Origin of the sequence: Fortiea sp. LEGE XX443, assembly GCF_015206815.1 — a bacterium.
Lineage (GTDB): Bacteria > Cyanobacteriota > Cyanobacteriia > Cyanobacteriales > Nostocaceae > Nostoc_B.
Genome location: NZ_JADEXZ010000092.1, coordinates 1 through 20,845 on the forward strand (window position 1 = coordinate 1; position 20,845 = coordinate 20,845).

Genomic DNA, 20,845 nt, shown 5'->3' on the forward strand with positions numbered 1-20,845 from the left:
GACATATTAAGGCATCAACAATTAAATGCGTTCCTGCCTCAATTAGCAATACTAAACGTACTTTGGGAAATGCTGCTCTAGTCCCTTTTCTACTACCTGGATATCCAAACACCTTGGCATTAGCCGCACTATCTGGGACATCCAACACCGTACCGTCTACTGCCATTACTCGTAGTCCTCCTAAAAATGCCCCTGGAGTCTGCGCTGTTGCTAATGGTCTGACTATCTTGTGGAACAGTCGACTCATTGCCCAACATCCCAACCTCTGTCTTGCTTCACTGATGGAAGAACTACTTGGTACTTTCCAATACTGCCCTAATCGCGTCCACTCTCTACTTAGTCCATTCACCAGATTTTTCAGTACGTCCCCCATTGCATCTGATGACCATAAATTCATCGCTATGACTAGACACACTACCAACCCAGATGGCAATTTCCGCGTTCGCTCTTCACAACTGCCTGTCTCTAGTAGAGTTTGTCTAATTACAGACGGAGAAATCACTGTTTCTATCGCTTTGATTATTAACTCTGCTTCTAGCGTTGGCGTGATCAAGGAGAAATCTTTTAGCAACACCAGTTTTTTCCATCACACTTCTTGGTGAACAATTATCACTTTACCTTGCTTTTGTTCTTAACCGAGAAGTATTGGGGAGCATCCCACTTTTTTAGCCCGTCATTGCTTCCCCGCAGGGGTACGCAATGACAAGATTATTGTTTTACTGAGGAATAAAAACTGGGATGCACCCTGCGATCGCGCTCAAGTTAGCGCAGAATTAGCTAACATCATAGATGAAATGGTGCATTGTGACTGCAATCAGATCGCTTCAACTAGATTGTGTCGCATGAAATGGAGGTGAAGTTGTGTTGCAAATTAGCAAGCGACAGAGAAACAGCAGATGGAATCTGGCAGAAAATCTGGCTGGGTATCTGTTCCTAGCACCTACCATTCTGGTTTTAGGAATTTTTGTTATGTTGCCAATTCTCTACGCCGTTTTCCTTTCATTGCACAAAGTTCAACTTCTCGGCGGAATTGAGTATGAATTCATCGGCTGGCGCAATTTTAACCGCTTGGTTGATGATGAACGAGTATGGATTGCCTTGAAAAATACAGCAGAATATGTCGCCATTGTAGTGCCATTTCAAACTGTCTTGGCTTTAGTGCTGGCAGTAACTTTAAATTCTGGAATTCGGGGAAAGAACTGGTGGCGCATTCTCTACTTTTTACCCACGGTGACTTCTTCCGCAGTGCTGACGCTCATTTTTATGTGGATTTATAACACTGATGGACTACTCAACAATGTTCTGGCTTTTGTGGGTTTACCTACTTATAACTGGTTAGGTGATCCGGCTGTGGCACTCAAAGGCATCATGATTATGAATATTTGGTCAACTGCACCGTTTTTTATGGTGATATATTTGGCGGCGTTGCAGGATATCTCGCAGAAGTTGTATGAAGCGGCAGAACTGGATGGGGCAAATGATTGGCAGCAGTTTATTTATATTACTATTCCTTTGCTCAGTCCTGTAACTTTTTTTGTAGTAGCTATTGGGATAATTGGGACTTTTCAACTGTTTGACCAGTCTTATATTTTCTCTGGTGGGACTGGCGGGCCGAATAACGCGACTCTAACCTTGGTGTTACTGATTTACCAATCTGTATTTCGCAATTTACAGATGGGTTATGCTGCTGCGATCGCATTTTTGTTGGCAGCGGTTATTATCACAATGACTTTGGTTCAACGGCGGTTATTTGGAGGCGCAAAGATGTGACTACAGTTTTTCGTATTCCCTGGCTGAAAGTTCTGCTATACGTGCTGCTGACATTTTATGCAGTGATCACTTTAATACCCTTTTTATGGGCATTGTCGGCATCGTTTAAACCATTATCAGAGATTGTCAATGGTGAAACCAATTTCATCCCTAAAAACTTTACTCTCGATAATTACAAGCAAATTTTTTTACAAGAACCGCTATTTTGGCGCTGGCTGTTTAACAGTGTAATTATTGCCGTCAGTGTGACTCTATTAAACTTAATATTTAACTCAATGGCGGGTTATGCCTTGGCTAGACTGCGCTTTGTGGGAAAAAATTTCTGGTTTTTCTTGATTTTGGCAGTTTTAGCAGTGCCAGCCCAAATTACCTTAATTCCAACATTTTTAATTTTAAAGGCGATCGGGTGGCTGAATTCTTATCAAGGCATGATTGTGCCTAGCATGGTTAATGCTACTTTTATCTTCATGATGCGGCAATTTTTTGTTAATTTTCCCAAAGAACTAGAAGAAGCCGCCCAACTAGATGGTTTAAATACTTTTGGCATATTCCGGCACATTGTATTGCCTTTAGCAAAACCAGCACTAGCAGCCCAAGCAATTTTTGTCTTCATGGGTAGTTGGAATAATTTCTTACTACCTGTAGTCATCTTGTTTGATCCTGAAATGTTCACTTTACCCTTGGGCTTGAACACTTTCAAAGGTTTATACATCAGCTACTGGAACTATATTATGGCAGCTTCTATGGTTTTTACCCTACCGGCTTTAGGTATATATGCTTTTTTTAACCGCTACTTTATCCAAAGTGCTACCTTTACAGGCGGAAAAGGATAGTCAATGATCATTTGTCCTTTGTTATTGCTTACTTTCCCACTGCTCCCTGCTCCCCTGCCTCTTCCTTATCCACGATCCTCAGTACTCACCTTCCTGATTTTGGGCAACAAATTGCACTCCTAACATGATATTGGTATTACAGCGACTCAATCTCTATTTGTCAGTTAACAAAAATTATGGGTTTTGCAGCTCTACCGATCGCAGAGATAGCAACAGACTACAGTGTGACTGTAGAAAAAGTGTTTTCTCTGTGGAACCGACAAAGAATAGCCTATAGATACAGAATGTCTCGTCGGGCGTTAGCAGATGCAACGACACAGAGATTGAGTATCGCATTATTTAGCTGTGTTGAGCGTCAAAATTTTTAAGGGGAAACATGTTTAGAAGAGTAATTGGCGTTGTTGTAGCTACTATGTTGCTGACATTTCAGTTGATGATCGGTAGTGCTACAGCTGTGGAACTGGACGAAGCTATCCGGACAGTACCATTAAATAATCAGGGTGATACCATTGTTCTCAGTTTAAAACAAGTTAAAGAAGGCAAACGCTTGTTTCAATATGCTTGCGCCCAATGTCACGTTGGTGGCGTTACCAAAACCAACCAAAACGTAGGACTAGAACCAGAAGCTCTAGCATTGGCAACACCCAACCGTAACAGTATTGAAGGTTTGGTGGACTACATGAAAAATCCTACTACTTATGATGGGGAAGAGGAAATTTCAGAATTGCACCCCAGCCTCAAGAGTGAAGATATTTTCACAGAGATGCGTAATTTGACCGAAGATGATTTGGTAGCGATCGCTGGTCATATCCTTCTACAACCAAAAGTTGTCGGTGTTAAATGGGGCGGCGGCAAGATACATTACTAAAGCTGAGTCTTAAGTACTGATTGCTAAATCTTGAGGGATTGGGTACTGGGAAGAGAAAAGTATGAAATTTGACTTTTGAGCTTTCAGCCTTCAGCTTTAATACTTCACAGTCCCTAATCCCTATATTTTTTAGTCAGCAAGATTTACTGTTAAGTTTCCTGGAACTTTACCCATAAACTTTTTGGTGCAATACAGTCTAGTAATAATTGCTGATTGCAAAACTCATAGCTCCTAATTTACCAGCCCATTAATAAAAAAAATTGGATCTACGACAGATTGTCAAACTTTGGTGTTGATTTTATTTAAAATAAAAAAAGGAAAATAAAAACCACCTGTTAGGAGAAAGCCATGAAATTAATTGCGGCAAGCTTGCGACGCTTAAGTTTAGCTGTTTTGACAATTCTTTTAGTTGTAAGCAGCTTTGCTGTTTTTACCCCTGACGCTGCGGCTGAAACCTACCAAATAAAGCTGGGTAGCGATAAAGGAATGCTGGCATTTGAACCCAAAAAGTTATCAATCAAACCCGGCGATACAATTGAGTGGGTAAACAACAAAGTTCCTCCTCATAACGTTGTATTTGACTCTGCTCTCAACCCTGCGAAGAGTGCAGATTTAGCTAAAACCCTGTCTCACAAACAGTTGTTAATGAATCCTGGACAAAAACAAACAACCACCTTCCCCGCAGATGCACCTGCTGGTGAATATACCTTCTATTGTGAACCCCACCGTGGTGCTGGCATGGTTGGTAAAATAGTTGTTGAAAACTAAAAATAGCACTGTTAGTACTAGATCATGTTCTAGATTCTTCAGTAAAACTCACAAACTGAACAACGCCAAACTTCGGCGCATACAAAAAATCAACTAATAGCGGTGACGAGTCTTATTTCCGCCCAGAATGCTTAAGAGCGCATAGCGATGGAGGGGATGAACTCGTTACCGCTGATTTTATTCAAAGTCGCTGGAGTCTGTGGAAGAGGAGAATAATTTGAGGATATTTTGGTTAATATATATTTTGGCGATCGCGCTATGCAATTTAACATTTACTTATCCAGCACTAGCAGCCGAAACATCCAATGGCGCTAAAATCTTCAGCGCCAATTGCTCTTCTTGCCATATAGGTGGTGGTAACATCCTCGTAGCCGAGAAAACCTTAAATAAGGAAGCCTTATCAAAATACTTGGCAGATTATAATCAAGACTCCATTCAGGCAATTATTCATCAGGTGCAGAATGGGAAAAATGCCATGCCTGCCTTCAAAAGTAAGTTGAGTTCTGAAGAGATTTTGGATGTAGCTGCTTACGTTTTTCAAAAAGCAGAACAGGGATGGTAGAAAAATCCTGGTATAATGCGATCGCAATCAAAGGTCTCTACATCTGGTAAAGTGTCAAAAAATTGTTACTAAACATTCGCCTGTTGACGCTGATAAAGAGACCAATACAAACCCTTCTGCTGTAAAAGCTGAGTGTGAGTACCGCGTTCAGCAATCACGCCTTTCTCCATCACCACAATCAAATCAGCACGCTTGAGTGGTGCAAAGCGGTGAGCAATCAAAAACACTGTGCGATTCGCCGAAACTCGTTGTAGATTTTGCAGCACTTGTTGTTCTGTTTCACTATCCAACGCACTTGTCGCTTCATCTAAAATTAAAATCGGAGCCTCCGATAAAAACAACCGTGCTAAAGCAATGCGTTGTCGCTGTCCCCCTGACAAAGCCGTACCTCGCTCCCCAACATTCGTCTCATAACCATAGGGCAGTTGACTGATAAAATCATGGGCGACAGCTAACCTCGCCGCCTCTACCACCTGTTCAGCAGTAATATTCGGGTTGCCCAAGGTAATATTTTCTAATATCGAACCATTAAACAAAAAGTCCTCTTGCAACACCACCCCAATTTGTTGCCGCAATGATGCTAAATCCGCACTCTTAATATCAAAACCATCAATTAAAATCCGTCCCGACTCAATTTGATATAAACGTTGTAACAACTTTGACAGGGTACTTTTACCTGAACCACTACGTCCGACTATGCCCACAAACTGTCCTGGTTGCACATCAAAGGAAATGCCGCGTAACACTGGTTCAGTATGGGCTTGGTAACGGAAAAACACCTGCTCAAAACTCACTTGCCCTTTTAATGTTGGTAACACCAATCCTGTACCGGGTTCTGCTTCTGGGGCGGTGTTGAGAATATCACCAATTCTATCTACTGACAACAACACTTGTTGCAGATTTTGCCACAATTGTACTAAACGCAACAGTGGTTCTGTCACCCGACCAGATAGCATCTGAAAAGCTACCAACTGCCCAATAGTAATCTCTCTCTCAATCACAAACTTTGCACCCACCCACAAAATTAGTAAGGTAGAAAAATTTGTGAGAAAGTCACCAATATTACTACTAATATTAGATGTAGTTGATGCTTTGAAACCAGTGCGGATAAATCGGGCAAATAAGCCTTCCCAGCGATCGCTGGCTACTGGTTCAGCTGCATGGGCTTTAACGGAGTGAATGCCTGTAATTGTCTCTACCAAAAATGATTGACTGTCGGCACTGCGGTTAAAAGTTTCGTTGAGCCAGTTGCGTAAAATTGGTGTAGCAACAATGGTTAAAGTCGCAAACAACGGCAACACAGCCAAGGCCACAAAAGTTAAAGGGATATTGTAGTAAAACATCAATGCCAGATAGACAACGGCAAAGATGCTGTCTAGGATGACTGTTAAGGCTGTACCTGTGAGAAATTGCCGGATTTGTTCAAGTTCTTGGACGCGGGCGACGGTATCACCCACCCGCCGCGATTCAAAATAAGCTAAAGGCAAACGCATCAGATGACGAAATAGCTGTGCCGATAAGCTTAAATCTAAGCGTTTAGCTGTATGGGTAAAGATGAATAGGCGCAAAGTACCAAGTACAGCCTCGAAGCAAGCAATTAATAACAAGGCGATCGCCATGACATCGAGGGTGGGCAAGCTTTCTTGCACCATCACCTTATCGATGATGACTTGGGTAATCAGGGGTGTGCCTAAGCCAAATAGTTGTAATGTTAAGGAGGCTAGGAGGACTTCTCCTAATAATCCTTTGTATTTCCAGACGGCGGGGATAAACCAACTGAGGTTAAACTTCTCTTGTTTATTAATTAGTTCTACTTGCCAAAGTTGTCCATCCCAGGCAGCTTCAACGACTGATTGTGGTAGACTTTCGCATATTTGCCCTGGATGTAAGGGATTGGCAATAATTAGGCGTGAACCTTTGAGGGCGTAGGCGACTACCCAACTGGCCTGGGGTTGATTTTCGCTTTGCCATAACAGTAGGGCGGGAAATGAGAGCTTTGGTAGTTCTGCCCAACTTACTTGGAGTCGCCGCAATACTAGTCCAAGTTTTTCGGCAGTTTCGACGATTTGTTTGGGGTTTTGTCCGCGCAGCTGCCGTTGTACCCATTCGAGTTGTACGGCGTTGTCTAGTTGTTGAGCAACCATTGTCAGGCAAGCTGCGGCGGTGTTAGCACTGGCAATTAAGGGATAGTTTGATGAGTCTGGGGTGCGGTTGAGTAATTCTTGGACAGTTCGTTGTTGGACTTCTGGGGTGATAGTTGGTGGTTGTGGAGTGCTGGGAGGAAGATAACTGTCTATTTTCTGAGTTGCTTCTGGTTCTGTTGCGGTTGAACCTGAGAAGAATTGCTCAATTTCTGGGGTGCTAAATTCTGACCACAAGGCGCTGTCCCAACAGACGACAATGACTTCTTTGCTGGCGGCTACGGCTTTGCAGTCTATTGCCATTTTATAGAGGTCGCCGAACCAATCTCCGCTTTGGAGGGCTGCTAGGGCTTTGCTATCTTGTTCTTGTCTGAGTCTGACTTTCCCGGAGACTATGTAGTATTGGTAGCCACGTTTTTGCGTTGACCAGATTTTTTCTCCTAGTTGATAGCGCTGGATGGTCAACTGATTATGCAGTCTGGCTTGTTGTTCGCTACTTAGCCAGCATAAAGGCGCTTGATTCCAAGGTACTTCTGCTAAGACATTAATTTCTAAAGATTCGTTATCCAGAGGTGTTAACCCATTTGTAATTTCACTGTTAGCGTTTGAATTTTCTCTGCTAGCCATTTTTCAAATAACTCATTTTGTAGTGCTTGTTGTAGTTGAGTATCTTCTAAAGACGCTGGCAGAAATTGTTCTACTCGAAACAAACCATAACGTCCGTCTAGTTCTATTGGCCCTACCAATTGTCCAAGACTGGCGACATCAATAGCTGCCCGCAATGTGTCTGGCATAGTGCCGCGGCTGATTGCTCCCATCATGCCGTTCATTATGCGATCGTCTGTTAGGGAATATTCTTTGGCTAGTTGTTCAAAGCTGCCTCCTTCTTCGATTTGAGTTCTGAGTTCTTCACAAAGTTCTTGGTTGTCAACAATAATGCGAGAGATGACGATGCGATCTAGAAAAATTTTTTTCTCAATAAAGTATTCAGGAATGCTGGTTTGTGTAAGTACTGTTTTGAGTTTTTCTAATTTGAATCCCAAGGTAATTGATGAATGAAATGCTTGATAATCTGTGCCATTTGTCTGTAACCACTCTTGAAAAATTTGCGGTTGAGTTAGTTGATTTTTTAAACGAAAGTCGATAACTGCTTGTTCTATGAAAGCTGGATTGATATCTAAATCATCTCTAGTTTTGATTTCTTGCTCAATCACGTACTGGCGGAGAATATCGCCAATGAACTGCGATAATTTGCCAGAAGCTTGCAGATATTTTACTGCTTCTTCTATTGATAGTGGATGATCATTTATTGACAGAAATGATAAAGATTCCATGAAATAACGTAAGAACGACGGCTAAAATTTCATAATTCAGAGAGACGTTAACTGGCGCAGGATGACTTAACCTTAGTCAGCATAGGAAATTACAGCAACTACACTCCAAATGTGTTGCCGGAAAATATTTTTAAATTTCAGGAGATAATTAAGCGATCGCCACTGTCCACAACCAAGCAAACACTATGGCGGCGATTGCGCCGATTAATGTATTTAAAATATTGACTATTTCATTCGTCAGCCAAGTATATTTAGTTTGCAGTGTGGCTCCAATGACACTTTCTAAATTTGTCGCAATGAAAGCTGCTAAGACACACCACAATATACCGAGTAAGTCTATCAATCCCACCGCCCAAGCAACGCAGGCGATTGCGATCGATGCCACCACACCCGCTAAAGTTCCTTCTAAGCTGACTGCGCCTTCTGTACCGCGAGGTACGGGTTGCAGTGTGGTAATCAAAAAAGTCCTTTTACCATAGGCTTTCCCCACTTCACTAGCAGATGTATCAGATAGCTTAGTACTAAAACTCGCTACATAGCCCAGCATCAGCAAAGATAGAGGATTGGGAACTAGTGATGGGAAATTAAATTGCATCAATCCTGAATTTATTACCCCTACACCCAAAGCACATAAGGCGGCTGTTAAGGCTGAACCCCAAACATTTTCCGGGCCTCTTGCACCAGAACGCTTCTCGGCTATGCCTTCGGCTTCTTTCTCTGCCATACCGATGCGCGTCACCCCTGAACCTACCAGGAAATAAAACACGACGACTAGATATCCCTGCCAACCTAAAGTTCCCCAAATTATTACGCCCAGTATCCAGGCGTGGAATAACCCAGATGGCGTGAGTAATTTTTTGGGAGCAATCCAAACTAAACTCAATAAAATTGCGTTTAATCCTACTCCCACTAACCAAGGATTTGCAGAGTCAATTGCAGGTAACATTAGCAGTGAATCACAAGTAGTGTTGTCATTGCCAGCATATCAACAGAATAACCAATTTTAGACCCTAGGTGTTTTCTATCATTATCTAATTCCAGAAGTGGATAGATTCTATTACTTTTACTAGTAGTGAGAGAAAAAACAGGCAAGACAAAGAATAAATTTTGTTGAGCTACAACAAGTCAGAAGCCAGGGTAATACAGTTCTAGATGTAATCAGGATAATCGCTATCAGCATATAAGCGACCACAAGATAAAACTGTGTTGCACTTAACCACAAATTGGTTTTCTGGGCATAAATTGTAGATAGCAACTACAAATCTCTTCAACACACACAAGTTATGACTCAACCTATATTTCATCTCGCTTTCCCTGTAAGTGACATCCAACAGACAAAAGCCTATTATGTCAATGGTTTGGGCTGCATTCCTGGACGCGAGAACCCTCAAGCGCTAATCCTCAATCTTTACGGTCATCAACTGGTAGCACACGTTACCAAGGAATCTTTGACACGACAGCGCACTATTTATCCTAGACACTTTGGGCTAATCTTTACCCAGGAAAATGACTGGGAAAACTTGTTAAATCAAGCACAAAAGCAAAAACTTTTATTTCGGGAAGAAGCCAAAAACCGCTTTGTGGGTTCTCCTTTAGAGCATCGGACTTTCTTTTTAGAAGATCCTTTTTACAATTTGCTGGAATTTAAATATTATCGTTATCCAGAGGCGATTTTTGGTAATTATGAGTATACCCAAATTGGCGATCGCGCTTAATCGTCCTCATCGGTTCGGCTAAGGCTCTGGCTACTGCTGCTAAACTCCTAGAATCGGTTAACATCCAAGGATGTGATGCTACTGGGATAATAACTTGTGTACCTACGGGCATTTGTGAACTGTTCGCTGGGACAATCATTAAATCATAAGGTGTCCAAATTGATGTAAAGTTCAGATCCTTTAAGGTCACAGCATCAGAATTTAAGTCTTTGAGAAAATTACTGTGAGTACGCATTTGTTCACAACCAGGCCGCCAAGAACCATAGGCAACATAAGTTCCATGATGGGGTGATGAGATGGTAATCAACCTTTGCACGAGGTCGATTCCTCCCAGTCGCTGCACATAGTAACGACTGACAATTCCTCCCATGCTGAAACCTACTATATCCAGTGTCTGCTCTAGCTCAAAGGTAGCAGCAATATAATCAGCCACTTGCTGTGCCAATACATCAAGACCAACATTGCCATTATTGGGTACTAAATTTAAGGCATATACAGACCAACCCTTGTCTTGTAAATAATTTCTCATTTTGCGGAATACCGCTTCTGTATCTCCAATACCATGTACTAATAGGACAGGGTTGTAGTGTTGATTTGTGGTGTTCATTCCCTAAATTTGTCTGGATTAGTCTGTCAAAAATTTAGCTGGGTCACGTTACTAAGTAGTCGTGCAAAATAAATTTTATAGTTAGGAGAGGGAACAGGGAACAGGGAACAGGTAAGGAATACAGACATTCTTGTTTTCAATCAATATATACAATTAATTTTGCTTGGGTACTTATAACTGAGATACATAAAGTCTATTCTATAAGCTTTATGATTTTGACCCTTCCCTACGGGACGCTACGCGTAGACTTCGGCGTGAACTCAGTCGAACGCTTGCTTCCCCCCAGGGGTACGACTGCGCTCAGGATCAAGGCTGAACGAAGCTGAAGCCTTGACTTTTAACTTCCGCCTTGCGGTACTAGTGGTTAGACTTCAATTCAGGGTAATCTACAAGAACTGAGGGAAACATTTTAGAAACTAATTGAACGCGGGTGCGATTGTATAGAAGCGAAGATTTATTATTAACTAGTCTTGAAATGCTTTGAAAAAGGTTATGGTCTACTTTTTCAATAATATTTTGCTGATGGAAGTATTGTGCCTTAGCTCCTGGAGTAGACTGACCTTTACTGAGCCTAACTTTTTCAATTCTATCATCAAAGAAATCTAAGCCATTCATCTCACTCTGATGAATTGGGAATTTACTCTTAACTGCTGCTAAAGCCATTGCATAAGTTGGGTGCTTATGCATTCCCAACGTATCAGCATAAATTGCCAATTCGCCCCAAATCTTTAAAAATTCCAGTTCGCGTCCCTCATGGGCATTTACTACAAATAAAAACTCGTTGATAAATTTTAATTCTGGGGAATCAATATCAATACCTATTTGGTTAGCCATTCTTTCAAGAACATATTTTTTATGTTGAAGCTTAGGTGAGTTAGGATTTCTCGTGAACTGTTCTTGAATGTGTTTCTGTAAATTTCCACAGCTACGCGCAGTTAAGCCAGGAAGGAAGTCTAAAGTTTCAGGAACTGAGGCACAAATTCTTACATCTGCATCTAAATACATTACTGAGGAAGATATAGAAAGAGCCTGCCAAATTGCAAATCTTCTCTCGTGATAAGGCAGTACTCCTCGGCATGAATGCTTGACTGCTAGTACATTAAGATTGTTTTTAAACAGATGAGGTCTATCACTATAAATAATAAAGGGATAGCCAGGAGCAAATTGCTCCAAATCTTGTGCAAGAAGTTTTGCCATAAGATTGTATTTTGCACCAAAGGCCGATGTGCAGAAACAGAGAGAGCCAGTGGTTCTGCTAATTTTAACCATAGTTAAGCTACATTCATCTTATTTATCGATGTCGCATAGTATACCTTTTTTGTTTTGTCTACACCGCAAATCATCGGTTTTTCACTGGTAAAAATCTTGAAATATCCAGGTTTGACTTTGAAAATCATCAGATGTAAAACTCTACATACCGTTACAACTTACATTGGTATAAAAAATTATAAATATTTTTACTTGAAAAAACTACCTAAAAAAATTAGAAGTCAGTTGTCAGAATCCTTCAGTTAAATTCCGTAAAGATGTTAATTTTTATTAAGCAACCTTTCATAATCTTGCTTATAGTTACGGTAAAATTTAATAATTGGTCTTGATGTATGCAGGCTGCAAGTGCCTGTAAAATCAAAGACATTTGCTCTGTAGTCTTACTCAAGTGTTGCTTAAGCACTAACCTATAAAGCTAGTCACAGCAATAATACGACGCAAAAAAATGTAGCATAACGCTGCAATTTTTAACATTACGGTCAAATTAACAGATTTATAGAAGGCAGGAGAAGTTCTAATGTTCGGTTTTATCAAAAAATTAATCACTGGTATTCTAGGCTTCATTACGGGGCTATTACCTGGGAAGAAAAAAGACGGTGGCTACTATTTACAATTGGATGAGAGTGCTGCTGAACCAACTCCAGCACAGAAACCAGCAGCTAAACCAGCAGCAACTTCCAACGGTACAAAAGCAACAGCAAAAGCACCTGAGCCTGAGTTAAAAGCCGCGCCTGTAGCGGAACCTGCGAAAAAACCTGCACCTGCGGCTAAAGCATCAAATAATGGCAAAGTTGCGCCAACTGAACCCGCAAAAGCTCCCGCAGCAGCAGTAGCTACTAAAAAAGAACCAATTGAAACTACATTTGCACCTAAATATCTAGCTCCTTCTGCGTCTACTTCTAATGGTCGTCGCCGTCCTGGTGCAAATATGAGTTCCTTTTTAGACATGGCAAATCAAGTCAAGACTCCTAATCAGGCGTAGTGATTCAATTTTCATTGTTAGCGATCGCCAAGCATCTACTAAATACCAATCCGCTGTACAAATGAAAGGCAGCATCCCAATTGCTTTGTTCTCGGCGAAACAAATTTATATGGGGTGTAATGTTACTTAACATTTCTGTTTGATCCAAAATCGTCTCCGCAAAAGGTGTAAAATCTGACCAAAGCTTCACTTGTGGCAGGTGCTGTTCTAGCCAGTTGAGTACTTGATTCCAGTTAATTCTGATAGTATTTTGGCTGGCTTGGGCAGCTATTTCTACACCTTTTTGAAACTCATAACCATGATCAGATAGTCGCAGAATGCAGCGTCGTCCAGGAATTTGTAGGTCACAAAACTGGGTATAGTCTTGCGTTTGGGTTTTACGTTCCAACTTACGACGAGCATCAACATCTACAACTTCTTCAAAAATCGGCAAAAGTCCCACTACTCGTCCTTGGACTTCTGACCAATTAAAGCTTAGAGAACCAAGTTGATTGCTTTGGTTGCGACAAACTACAGTTGTTTGTGAGCCAGATTCAGAAAAATATTCAACTTGAAAAACTTGTATTTGTTGAATTGCGGCTATTGTCACCCAAAAACAAGGAATTCCTGCTTGCTGTAGCTGTTCGCCATAAAATTTTAATTCTCCCACTTGTCCAGAGCGATATAATCTCCAACTGCGGCTGGGTAGTACTAATCTAGCTGTGTAAGAGTCTAGCTGCATAATTTGAGCAAATTTAGCTGCAACTGTAGCTTTTTGTTCATTATTCAGAGGTTCTAAAACGAGTACCCCTGGCTCACTACTGCTAGGTTCGGCTGTGGCTTTAGCAATGGCTCGTTGTCTTTCTTCTTGTTCAACTTCTTTGAGGCGTTGTAAACCTTGACGTGCTTGGGTAACTATTTTGGCATTGGTTGTACTCCGCAACAACTGGCGATAGATTTTTTCTGCGTCCTGTTGTTTATGAGATACTTCGTAAAGTCTGGCAACATAAAATTGCACCCAAGGATTATGTGGTGATTCTTTTGACAACTGTTGGAGTAATTTGGCAGCCGTGTGATAATCTTTACGTTCAAAAGCGATCGCAACCTGCTCAATCATCATCCCTTCTCCCTGTATCCCCGCGTTGTATTTTTTAGATACGCGATATATCATTTATACTTCACACGCTGCGGTAACTAAGGATAAAGCAACAATTGGTGCGGTGACAGCACGGAGAATACGACGACCAAGAGATACGGGTTGGAAATTAGCAGCGATCGCATTTTCAATTTCTTTCTCCGTCCATCCGCCTTCGGGGCCTGTAGCAATAATTAGTCCTTGGTCATTTGTGATTTGTTCTTTGTTGGGTAAGCAATTGCTGAAATGGGGATAATTCCCGCGTCCTTCACAAATGTATTTCTGTGGACTCGCTGTTGATAACAAAGCAGTATTAAAAGCAACTGGTTCTAAAATTGTGGGGACAAAAGCTCGTTCCGATTGTTCAGCGGCTTCAGCAGCGATGCGTCGCCAACGTTCGAGTTTTTGAAGGCTGGGATTGAGGAGAGTGCGATCGCTGATTACCGGAACAATACAAGTTACACCCAATTCGGTACAGCAGCGCACCACTTCATCAAACCCATTACCTTTAGGTAACGCTACCATCAGGGTAATTGTGACTGGTAATTCTGTCTCTACAGAAAGTGTTTCTAAAATCTGAGCTTGTTCTCCTGTTAACTGCGCCAACCACCATTTACCTAAACCATCCATAGCAATAAAGCGATCGCCATCACGCAAACGCAAAACACGTCCGAGATAATGTAGTTGCTGAGGTGTAAGTAGAATTTGTGATTGTTGCAGTTGAGAAGGAGCGATCGCAATTCGTTGTCGTTGAGTCATGCTATGTGAGAATTCAGGATTTTGCGTGCATCTGCATTTAAAAACTATACAATCACATAAATTAGCGGTAAGTAGAAAGGTGCAAATAAACCGAACTATGTAACGGAAAGTAGCTTAAAAACCTCTTCCCTTCTGCCCTCTGCCTCCTGCCTTGTCATAACGACAATTTTTAACATTGACCTACTTAGTGCCAGGCTGATGTCGGGTTATTGGTGATGAACCTCAAGACTTTGGTTGATGAGGATGAATCAACGCTTAATTATGAAGGATATTGACTCTACCCTTGCGTCCTATAGGAACACACATCGGTGTTCCTACAACTGGGTCAGGAACAACACGACACTCTAACCCAAAAACCTCTTGTACCATTTCCTCAGTCATTACCTGCTTTGGTTCTCCGGCGGTAAAAATTCGACCTTCTTTGACCGTAATCAGATAATCTCCATAACGACAAGCCTGATTTAAATCATGCAGCACCATGACAATAGTTCTTCCCTGAGTTTGGTTCAAATCATATAACAAATCTAAAACTTCTATCTGATGTGCCAAATCTAAAAAAGTAGTTGGTTCATCCAGCAGTAAAATCTCTGTATCTTGCGCCAGTGCCATTGCAATCCAAGCTCGTTGTCGTTGTCCACCAGATAATGTATCTAATGCTCTATCTGCCAATGCCAACAAATCTGTAATCTCTAGCGCTTGTTGCACAATTTTTTCATCTTTGGCTGACCATTGCTGCAACCAATTTTGATAAGGATAACGACCTTGTGCGACTAAATCTCTTACTGTTAGCCCTTCGGGTGCGACTGGACTTTGAGGTAGAATTCCCAATTGCTGTGCTACTTCTTTGGTGGAAAGCTTTAAAATAGATTCTCCATCAAGATAGACTGTACCGCCATAGGGTTTGAGGAGTCTGGCTAGACCTCGTAACAAAGTTGATTTACCACAACCATTTGCACCAACTAAAGCACTAATTTGTCCCGTAGGAATTGCCAAATTTAGGTCACGGATAATTGGCGCACCATCGTAAGCTAAAGACAGACCTTTGGTTGATAATCCTTTCATAAGTAAGATTTTCTGAGTTTATTTTTTCCGATTACGAATTAACAAATAAAGAAAATAAGGTGCGCCGATAGCAGCTGTCACCACCCCACAAGGAATTTCGATAGGTGCAAACAGTATTCTTCCTAACAAATCTGCCATCACAACAATCATTCCCCCCAAAAGTGCTGCGGTAGGAATTAGCCCTTCATGGTTTGGGCCTACTAACTGTCTTCCTATGTGAGGCGCAATTAACCCAACAAATCGAATATTGCCGGCGGTGGCAACTGATGCACCTGCTAAGGCTGCACCGACTAGCACAAGTAAACCACGTTGCCATTCCACGCGAGTACCTAGACCTTTGGCAACATCATCTCCCAAATTCAAGGCATTCAAATGTCTTGCTAGTATCAACGCCATTGGTACAAAAACAATTAACCAAGGCAACAAGGAAAAGACTTGCTCCCAGGTGCGTCCGTAGACACTGCCAGCTAACCATACCAAAGCGTCGCTGACATTAGAAATTTCGCCAAAGGTAATTAATAAGCTAATAAAAGCAACGGCGATCTCAGACAATCCCACACCCATCAAAATAAATAGAAGAGGTGAACTGCCATTGTTCCAAGCCAGCCAGTAAATTAAAGCAGCCATCAACAAAGCACCAGCAAAGGCTGATAGAGGTAACGCAAAAATTGGTGCTGACGGAAACAGCACAATGATTGTGACTGCTACCAAATTCGCCCCGGAATTGATGCCAATAAAAGCAGGATCAGCCAAAGGGTTGCGTGTGATGCCTTGAAAGATAGTGCCAGAAATTGCCAGGGCCACTCCCACCATAAAAGCGACAAGGGTACGGGGTAAGCGCAGAGTGTTAATCACGAAGGCATGATCTGGGTTACCCGTATCTAAACCTAATATAGTTTTGACAATATCCAAGGGTGCGATCGGGTATTCACCTCTGCCTACATTCATCACCATTGCCACTCCAATCACTGCTGCCAAACAAAGCAGCATGAATGGTACACGTTGGTCGATGCGGAAGGATATCGTCTGGGAACGGATAACTAACCAATCAACCTTCATTTTTTCACCTTTGATTTAGCCAAATACACAAAAAAGGGTGCGCCCACAAGTGCTGTCATCACACCTACAGGTAATTCCTGGGGTTTTAGCAACAAACGCGCAGCAATATCTGCAATTAAAATTAAAATTGCTCCCATAACTGCGGAATAAGGCAAAATCCAACGATAATCAGCTTTGATGAAAAATTTCACAATGTGGGGAACTACTAAACCAATAAAACCGATTGGCCCTGCAAGGGCAACGGAACTTCCCGCTAGTAAAACAACACTGATAGCAGTAATTATTTTGATCCAGGCTGTTTGTTGACCTAAGCCTTTTGCTACATCTTCACCAAGACTCATGGTAGTAATTTGTCTACCAAGGGCAAACGCAACTACTAATCCAATAATCACAAAAGGCAATACTTGCAGAAGTATATTGGCATCGCGCCCAGCTAGTGAACCAGCTAACCAAAATCTAATTTCTTCTAAGGTGCTTTGACTGACGATGAGGATAGCAGTGGTTAGAGAAGAAATCAGCGCCGTGAGTGCTGCACCTGCTACTGTCAAATTCAGTGGCGTAGGCCCTCCTCGCCCTAGAGAACCAACAAAGTAGACTGTAATTGCTGTGACTCCTGCACCCAAAAAAGCCACAACGGTTATGACACTCAAGCTTGAACTGCCAAACACAAAAATTGTTGTAACTACAGCCAGTGCTGCCCCTGATTCAATCCCTAAAATACCTGGATCTGCTAAAGGGTTACGCGTCAAACCTTGCATTAACGCTCCAGAAACTGCCAAGGCTGCCCCTACAAGGATACCAACAAGCGATCGCGGTAATCTCACACTTTGAATCACTAAATGTTCATAGGAACCGTCAAAGGCTACAAAAGATGCCAAAATTTTGTCTAGAGGTATTTCTGCTGCACCTAAAGTCACGCTGAACACCAAGATGATGAGCAGGATAATTAGTCCTACAAGCAGACCAACTAAAGGTGATAGTTCTGATTTTTTGATTCCTCTAGGTAACGTTGTAGTTGCTTTTACCATTATCTTTGTGTCGCGTAAAAAACATCACCTTTTGTGTTATGAGTGCTGAATCCTGCCTCACCTCGACTGCACTCGGCGACCACCTGTCTGGTTGGTAAGCGCAGTCGAACCACTACCTCTCTAAAAAACTTTACGCTCCTCTAAATGCTCTGTAATTTCCTGTCGGGTTCGCCAAATCGGACGCAACTGCTGACGAATAAATAATTGCAGTTGATCACCAACATGAGGTGAATTAGGTTGAGTGGCATTACCATAACTGGTGAGAGCCATTGCTTTGATTGGCTGGGAAAACTCCACAGCCGCGACATAAGAATCACCAGCCACGGCGCGTAACCGCCCATCACCAACTGGGGCGAAATCGACTACGCGGAAAATCCCTTTATCTCCCTCACCACCATTAGCAGGTAAGTCCAATTTGCCATATTGCAACCGAAAGACATCGCCCCAAGCTACGTCTAGTTTTCCATAGGCTTTTTCTACTTTTGTCGCTACATTTACTAATGTCTTGACTGCATTTTGAGGATCAGCCAAACCATCGGGTGTTGTGCGTGGGGATTTTTCACTCCAAGGAGTCTTAAACACCGTATCAAAGTCTATATTGTCAACCCAGGAACTAAACAGTACAGCGCCTCTGCTATCAGCATCGGCTTTGCGATCCCACGCTGCCAAGACTTCGGCGGCGCGACGTGCTATTTTATCCTCTTGCTGTTGTGCGGCTGGAATCAAATCATCTAGAATCCTTTCTGCCAGTTCCATTTGGGTGGAATGCTTGTAAGCAATCATCTCCTCAAAAGAAATGTTGTCATCTTCAGCTAACATCTTGGCAGAACGCTGCGCCCGGAAGTACATCGGCCCTCGTGGAGCCATGTAGGGGGGATAATCTTCAGCTTTGATAGCTGCTGGAAAAGTAGTTGTCCAAGGTGGGTCATTGGCATTTTGCAACCAACCACTGGGGGGGTCAATGACTTTTGGTAAATCTTGATAAGGGTGAAATTTAGTCCACAAAGTTTTAGATGTATCACCAGGGATAATGTTTTGCCAGTATGCAAAGTCTCCTGCTTGGCGTACAGGTACTAAACCGTTGAACAGGTGCATAATATGACCTTCACGGTCGGCATACATGACGGTAAACATGGGGAGTTGCAAACGTTGCAGCGCCTTTTGAAATTGGGTAAGATTTTTGGCTTTAGCCATATCCCACCATTGTTCTAAGACATTAGGACTATCTTGACCAACGACACGCAGCGCCACTGCTTGGCCTGCTTTTGCGCTGACTACAGGGCCATGAACAGAACTGTTCACTGAAAAAACTTGTTCGCGCAACGAGCCATTTTTTTGCTTCACCTTCAATACAAAGGTTGTGTTTTGAAAAGGGCGAACTTTGCCGTCAAAAAGATAGCCGTCTTTTTGCAATTTCAGTTTGTAAGCATCCCAACCATCGTGAGTGTTAACGGTGTGAGTCCAACCTAAATTATCGTTAAAGGCGATCGCTAAAACAGGAATACCCACCAATGATGCCCCATAAGCGTCAATTCCTGGAGCAGTGATTTGAGCTTCGTACCACAAAAATAAATCTCCCCAAGGTAGGTGGGGGTTAGCCAATAGCATTGCTTTTTTATTGGCTGCTCGTTTCGGTGCGATCGCCCAACCGTTAGAACCTGGGGCGGACTCTGTATGGTGAATATTTGCCACCCTTCCCGGATCAACAATAAAGGTAAACAACAGTACCCGTTGCAGGTGGCTGAGTACATCTTCTGGTGTAATCGGTAAGACTACTTTTACTTGATCGTCAATTAAATCAGAATGCTCTTTAGCATAAGCATTAATTCCTTTGGTAAAGGCATTTAGATAACTGCGAAACTCCCGATTTTGGGCTTTATACCAAGCGTTGGCACGTTTAGGTACGCCCATTGTCAATACCCATTTATCTGAATCTAGATATTCCTCTCCCCAATATTCGGCAGCCCGTCCCCGTGCTTGTCCATAGAGTCGCAACAGCAAGTTACCATGACTTTGCATTTGCGCCCAACCAAAGGCTTGAAAAGCACCCTGGCTATTATTACCGTAAATATGAGGTATGCCGTAGGTGTCCCACAGGATTTCCGTATTTTTAGGTGCAGAGCTAATACTTTGGCTACTCACTACCAAGGTAAAGATGATGCTGAGTAGAAAAGGTAAAAATCTTTTTGATTTTTTCTGCCAGCCCAAAAGACTATCAGGCTGAGTTTTAGCCGTAAAAAACATTTTATTTAAACTAAAAGATTAAAGGCGGCGATCGCCAAACAGCAATGAGTGATCATGTTTCGTCTCGTCATGGGTAATGCGATCGCCTACAGTGGGCAGTTACGCCATCGCAAAAACCTAAATAATTTACTGATTTCCATCTACTAGCCTCTAGACAAACTATTTTCTCTATATAACTGAGATATATTTGCAATAAACACTAAAATAAAATAGAACCCATGTCAAGGTATTTCCAGAATCCTCAAAGTAAAGTTAGAAAACGTGCAGGTAATAAAATGTGGCAAATAGCGATTTAGTTTCTACAGTGATCAGTTCAAAATCGAATTACCAGCCGCAAGCAGCTGATACAAACATTGAGGCAGATATATATCTGTTTGCTTGCTTACGGCAACTTTCGCTAACCCAGCGTTTAAAAATGTTTGTTGCTCATGAGCGAGGAGTGAAAAAACTTTGCCTTGCAGGAATTAAATTTCGGCATCGAGGAGCATCTTTAGAAGAAATACGCCGTGTATTTACCCGTGCTGTACTATAGGACTAGTATTTGATTTCTGAAAAAGCTCCGTACATCTGGAGAGAGAGAAAATCAAAGGTAGTGTTTCGGAGAAACCACTCAAACATCCACTTTAAATGAGAGAATGTTGGAATTAAAGCGCAAAAACGTCTAACCCAGGTTTTTGCTTGTAACCAAATATCTTCTATAGGATTTTGGGATGGGCAGTTAGGAGCAAAG

The 20,845-nt window shown here is 42.1% G+C and carries 21 protein-coding genes and 1 pseudogene; 9 read left to right on the forward strand and 13 right to left on the reverse strand.

Features of this window, described 5'->3' with window-relative positions; genetic code table 11:
- The coding region (locus IQ259_RS23850) for a transposase domain-containing protein (RefSeq protein ID WP_193888500.1) at positions 1-574 on the reverse strand (574 nt) is incomplete at its 3' end.
- 287 nt (positions 575-861) lie between these two features.
- Between IQ259_RS23850 and IQ259_RS23855 the strand changes: the two genes are divergently transcribed.
- From IQ259_RS23855 to petJ, 6 genes are all read left to right on the forward strand, one after another.
- Positions 862-1,770, forward strand: coding sequence for a carbohydrate ABC transporter permease (locus IQ259_RS23855; protein WP_193888501.1), 909 nt, complete (start codon positions 862-864; stop codon positions 1,768-1,770).
- A complete protein-coding gene (locus tag IQ259_RS23860; protein ID WP_193888502.1) occupies positions 1,767-2,603 on the forward strand; it encodes a carbohydrate ABC transporter permease in 837 nt (278 codons plus the stop codon). Before IQ259_RS23855 ends, IQ259_RS23860 begins: the two co-directional genes overlap by 4 nt.
- A 176-nt stretch (positions 2,604-2,779) precedes the next feature.
- Positions 2,780-2,971 carry a hypothetical protein gene (locus IQ259_RS23865; RefSeq protein WP_193888503.1) on the forward strand — a complete coding sequence of 64 codons (192 nt, stop codon included), beginning with the start codon at positions 2,780-2,782 and terminating at the stop codon, positions 2,969-2,971.
- Between the two features lie 8 nt (positions 2,972-2,979).
- Positions 2,980-3,471 (forward strand): photosystem II cytochrome c-550, encoded by a 492-nt coding sequence (gene psbV / locus IQ259_RS23870; protein ID WP_193888504.1) that lies wholly within the window; start codon positions 2,980-2,982, stop codon positions 3,469-3,471.
- A gap of 348 nt (positions 3,472-3,819) precedes the next feature.
- Positions 3,820-4,239: a plastocyanin gene (gene petE, locus IQ259_RS23875; RefSeq protein ID WP_193888505.1), complete on the forward strand. Its 420-nt coding sequence runs from the start codon at positions 3,820-3,822 to the stop codon at positions 4,237-4,239.
- A 217-nt stretch (positions 4,240-4,456) separates the two neighbouring features.
- A complete protein-coding gene (gene petJ, locus IQ259_RS23880; protein WP_193888506.1) occupies positions 4,457-4,801 on the forward strand; it encodes a cytochrome c6 PetJ in 345 nt (114 codons plus the stop codon).
- Positions 4,802-4,869: 68 nt separating this feature from the next.
- On the opposite strand, the gene IQ259_RS23885 is transcribed toward petJ, so the two are convergent.
- The 3 genes from IQ259_RS23885 to IQ259_RS23895 form a co-directional block, all read right to left on the reverse strand.
- Entirely contained in the window at positions 4,870-7,569 is a 2,700-nt protein-coding gene (locus IQ259_RS23885; protein WP_193888507.1) for a peptidase domain-containing ABC transporter, read from the reverse strand.
- Positions 7,518-8,276, reverse strand: a complete 759-nt coding sequence (locus IQ259_RS23890) for a peptidylprolyl isomerase (protein WP_193888508.1) — start codon at positions 8,274-8,276, stop codon at positions 7,518-7,520. Before IQ259_RS23890 ends, IQ259_RS23885 begins: the two co-directional genes overlap by 52 nt.
- A gap of 148 nt (positions 8,277-8,424) precedes the next feature.
- Complete coding sequence (locus IQ259_RS23895; protein ID WP_193888509.1) at positions 8,425-9,222, reverse strand: TIGR00297 family protein; 798 nt, start codon at positions 9,220-9,222, stop codon at positions 8,425-8,427.
- Between the two features lie 337 nt (positions 9,223-9,559).
- Between IQ259_RS23895 and IQ259_RS23900 the strand changes: the two genes are divergently transcribed.
- The gene (locus IQ259_RS23900) at positions 9,560-9,991 is read left to right on the forward strand and encodes a VOC family protein (RefSeq protein WP_193888510.1); all 432 of its coding nucleotides are present in this window, start codon (positions 9,560-9,562) and stop codon (positions 9,989-9,991) included.
- Here IQ259_RS23900 and IQ259_RS23905 read toward each other — a convergent pair.
- On the reverse strand, positions 9,921-10,598 hold the full coding sequence (locus IQ259_RS23905; protein ID WP_193888511.1) for a triacylglycerol lipase: 678 nt from the start codon (positions 10,596-10,598) through the stop codon (positions 9,921-9,923). The two genes, IQ259_RS23900 and IQ259_RS23905, sit on opposite strands and share 71 nt — an antisense overlap.
- 357 nt (positions 10,599-10,955) lie before the next feature.
- Positions 10,956-11,795, reverse strand: a complete 840-nt coding sequence (locus tag IQ259_RS23910) for a hypothetical protein (RefSeq protein ID WP_228014742.1) — start codon at positions 11,793-11,795, stop codon at positions 10,956-10,958.
- Between the two features lie 589 nt (positions 11,796-12,384).
- Here IQ259_RS23910 and IQ259_RS23915 point away from each other — a divergent pair.
- A complete protein-coding gene (locus IQ259_RS23915; RefSeq protein ID WP_193888513.1) occupies positions 12,385-12,849 on the forward strand; it encodes a hypothetical protein in 465 nt (154 codons plus the stop codon).
- A gap of 4 nt (positions 12,850-12,853) precedes the next feature.
- On the opposite strand, the gene IQ259_RS23920 is transcribed toward IQ259_RS23915, so the two are convergent.
- The 6 genes from IQ259_RS23920 to IQ259_RS23945 all read right to left on the reverse strand — a co-directional run bounded on the left by IQ259_RS23920 (position 12,854) and on the right by IQ259_RS23945 (position 20,115).
- The gene (locus IQ259_RS23920) at positions 12,854-13,945 is read right to left on the reverse strand and encodes a tol-pal system YbgF family protein (protein WP_193888519.1); all 1,092 of its coding nucleotides are present in this window, start codon (positions 13,943-13,945) and stop codon (positions 12,854-12,856) included.
- Between the two features lie 54 nt (positions 13,946-13,999).
- Complete coding sequence (locus IQ259_RS23925; protein ID WP_193888514.1) at positions 14,000-14,722, reverse strand: 16S rRNA (uracil(1498)-N(3))-methyltransferase; 723 nt, start codon at positions 14,720-14,722, stop codon at positions 14,000-14,002.
- Between the two features lie 255 nt (positions 14,723-14,977).
- Positions 14,978-15,784, reverse strand: a complete 807-nt coding sequence (locus tag IQ259_RS23930; RefSeq protein WP_193888515.1) for an ABC transporter ATP-binding protein — start codon at positions 15,782-15,784, stop codon at positions 14,978-14,980.
- Between the two features lie 18 nt (positions 15,785-15,802).
- Positions 15,803-16,843, reverse strand: a complete 1,041-nt coding sequence (locus IQ259_RS23935; protein WP_193888516.1) for an iron ABC transporter permease — start codon at positions 16,841-16,843, stop codon at positions 15,803-15,805.
- Positions 16,840-17,871 (reverse strand): iron ABC transporter permease, encoded by a 1,032-nt coding sequence (locus IQ259_RS23940; protein WP_193888517.1) that lies wholly within the window; start codon positions 17,869-17,871, stop codon positions 16,840-16,842. Before IQ259_RS23940 ends, IQ259_RS23935 begins: the two co-directional genes overlap by 4 nt.
- 120 nt (positions 17,872-17,991) lie before the next feature.
- On the reverse strand, positions 17,992-20,115 hold the full coding sequence (locus IQ259_RS23945) for an acylase (RefSeq protein ID WP_193888518.1): 2,124 nt from the start codon (positions 20,113-20,115) through the stop codon (positions 17,992-17,994).
- Between the two features lie 277 nt (positions 20,116-20,392).
- On the opposite strand from IQ259_RS23945, the gene IQ259_RS23950 reads away from it, so the two are divergent.
- A complete protein-coding gene (locus IQ259_RS23950) occupies positions 20,393-20,647 on the forward strand; it encodes a hypothetical protein (protein WP_370568077.1) in 255 nt (84 codons plus the stop codon).
- A 2-nt stretch (positions 20,648-20,649) separates the two neighbouring features.
- Here the strand turns inward: IQ259_RS23950 and IQ259_RS23955 are convergent.
- Positions 20,650-20,845, reverse strand: a pseudogene (locus IQ259_RS23955) (IS630 family transposase); the annotation flags it as partial.

Bases quoted from the DNA above. Each gene is read 5' to 3' on its own strand.
- IQ259_RS23935 (WP_193888516.1), bottom strand. From the start codon at position 16,843: ATGAAGGTTGATTGGTTAGTTATCCGTTCCCAGACGATATCCTTCCGC.
- IQ259_RS23940 (WP_193888517.1), bottom strand. From the start codon at position 17,871: ATGGTAAAAGCAACTACAACGTTACCTAGAGGAATCAAAAAATCAGAA.
- IQ259_RS23945 (WP_193888518.1), bottom strand. From the start codon at position 20,115: ATGTTTTTTACGGCTAAAACTCAGCCTGATAGTCTTTTGGGCTGGCAG.
- IQ259_RS23895 (WP_193888509.1), bottom strand. From the start codon at position 9,222: ATGTTACCTGCAATTGACTCTGCAAATCCTTGGTTAGTGGGAGTAGGA.
- IQ259_RS23885 (WP_193888507.1), bottom strand. From the start codon at position 7,569: ATGGCTAGCAGAGAAAATTCAAACGCTAACAGTGAAATTACAAATGGG.
- IQ259_RS23910 (WP_228014742.1), bottom strand. From the start codon at position 11,795: ATGGCAAAACTTCTTGCACAAGATTTGGAGCAATTTGCTCCTGGCTAT.
- IQ259_RS23890 (WP_193888508.1), bottom strand. From the start codon at position 8,276: ATGGAATCTTTATCATTTCTGTCAATAAATGATCATCCACTATCAATA.
- IQ259_RS23920 (WP_193888519.1), bottom strand. From the start codon at position 13,945: ATGATTGAGCAGGTTGCGATCGCTTTTGAACGTAAAGATTATCACACG.
- IQ259_RS23925 (WP_193888514.1), bottom strand. From the start codon at position 14,722: ATGACTCAACGACAACGAATTGCGATCGCTCCTTCTCAACTGCAACAA.
- IQ259_RS23905 (WP_193888511.1), bottom strand. From the start codon at position 10,598: ATGAACACCACAAATCAACACTACAACCCTGTCCTATTAGTACATGGT.
- IQ259_RS23865 (WP_193888503.1), top strand. From the start codon at position 2,780: ATGGGTTTTGCAGCTCTACCGATCGCAGAGATAGCAACAGACTACAGT.
- IQ259_RS23930 (WP_193888515.1), bottom strand. From the start codon at position 15,784: ATGAAAGGATTATCAACCAAAGGTCTGTCTTTAGCTTACGATGGTGCG.
- petE (WP_193888505.1), top strand. From the start codon at position 3,820: ATGAAATTAATTGCGGCAAGCTTGCGACGCTTAAGTTTAGCTGTTTTG.
- IQ259_RS23900 (WP_193888510.1), top strand. From the start codon at position 9,560: ATGACTCAACCTATATTTCATCTCGCTTTCCCTGTAAGTGACATCCAA.
- psbV (WP_193888504.1), top strand. From the start codon at position 2,980: ATGTTTAGAAGAGTAATTGGCGTTGTTGTAGCTACTATGTTGCTGACA.
- IQ259_RS23915 (WP_193888513.1), top strand. From the start codon at position 12,385: ATGTTCGGTTTTATCAAAAAATTAATCACTGGTATTCTAGGCTTCATT.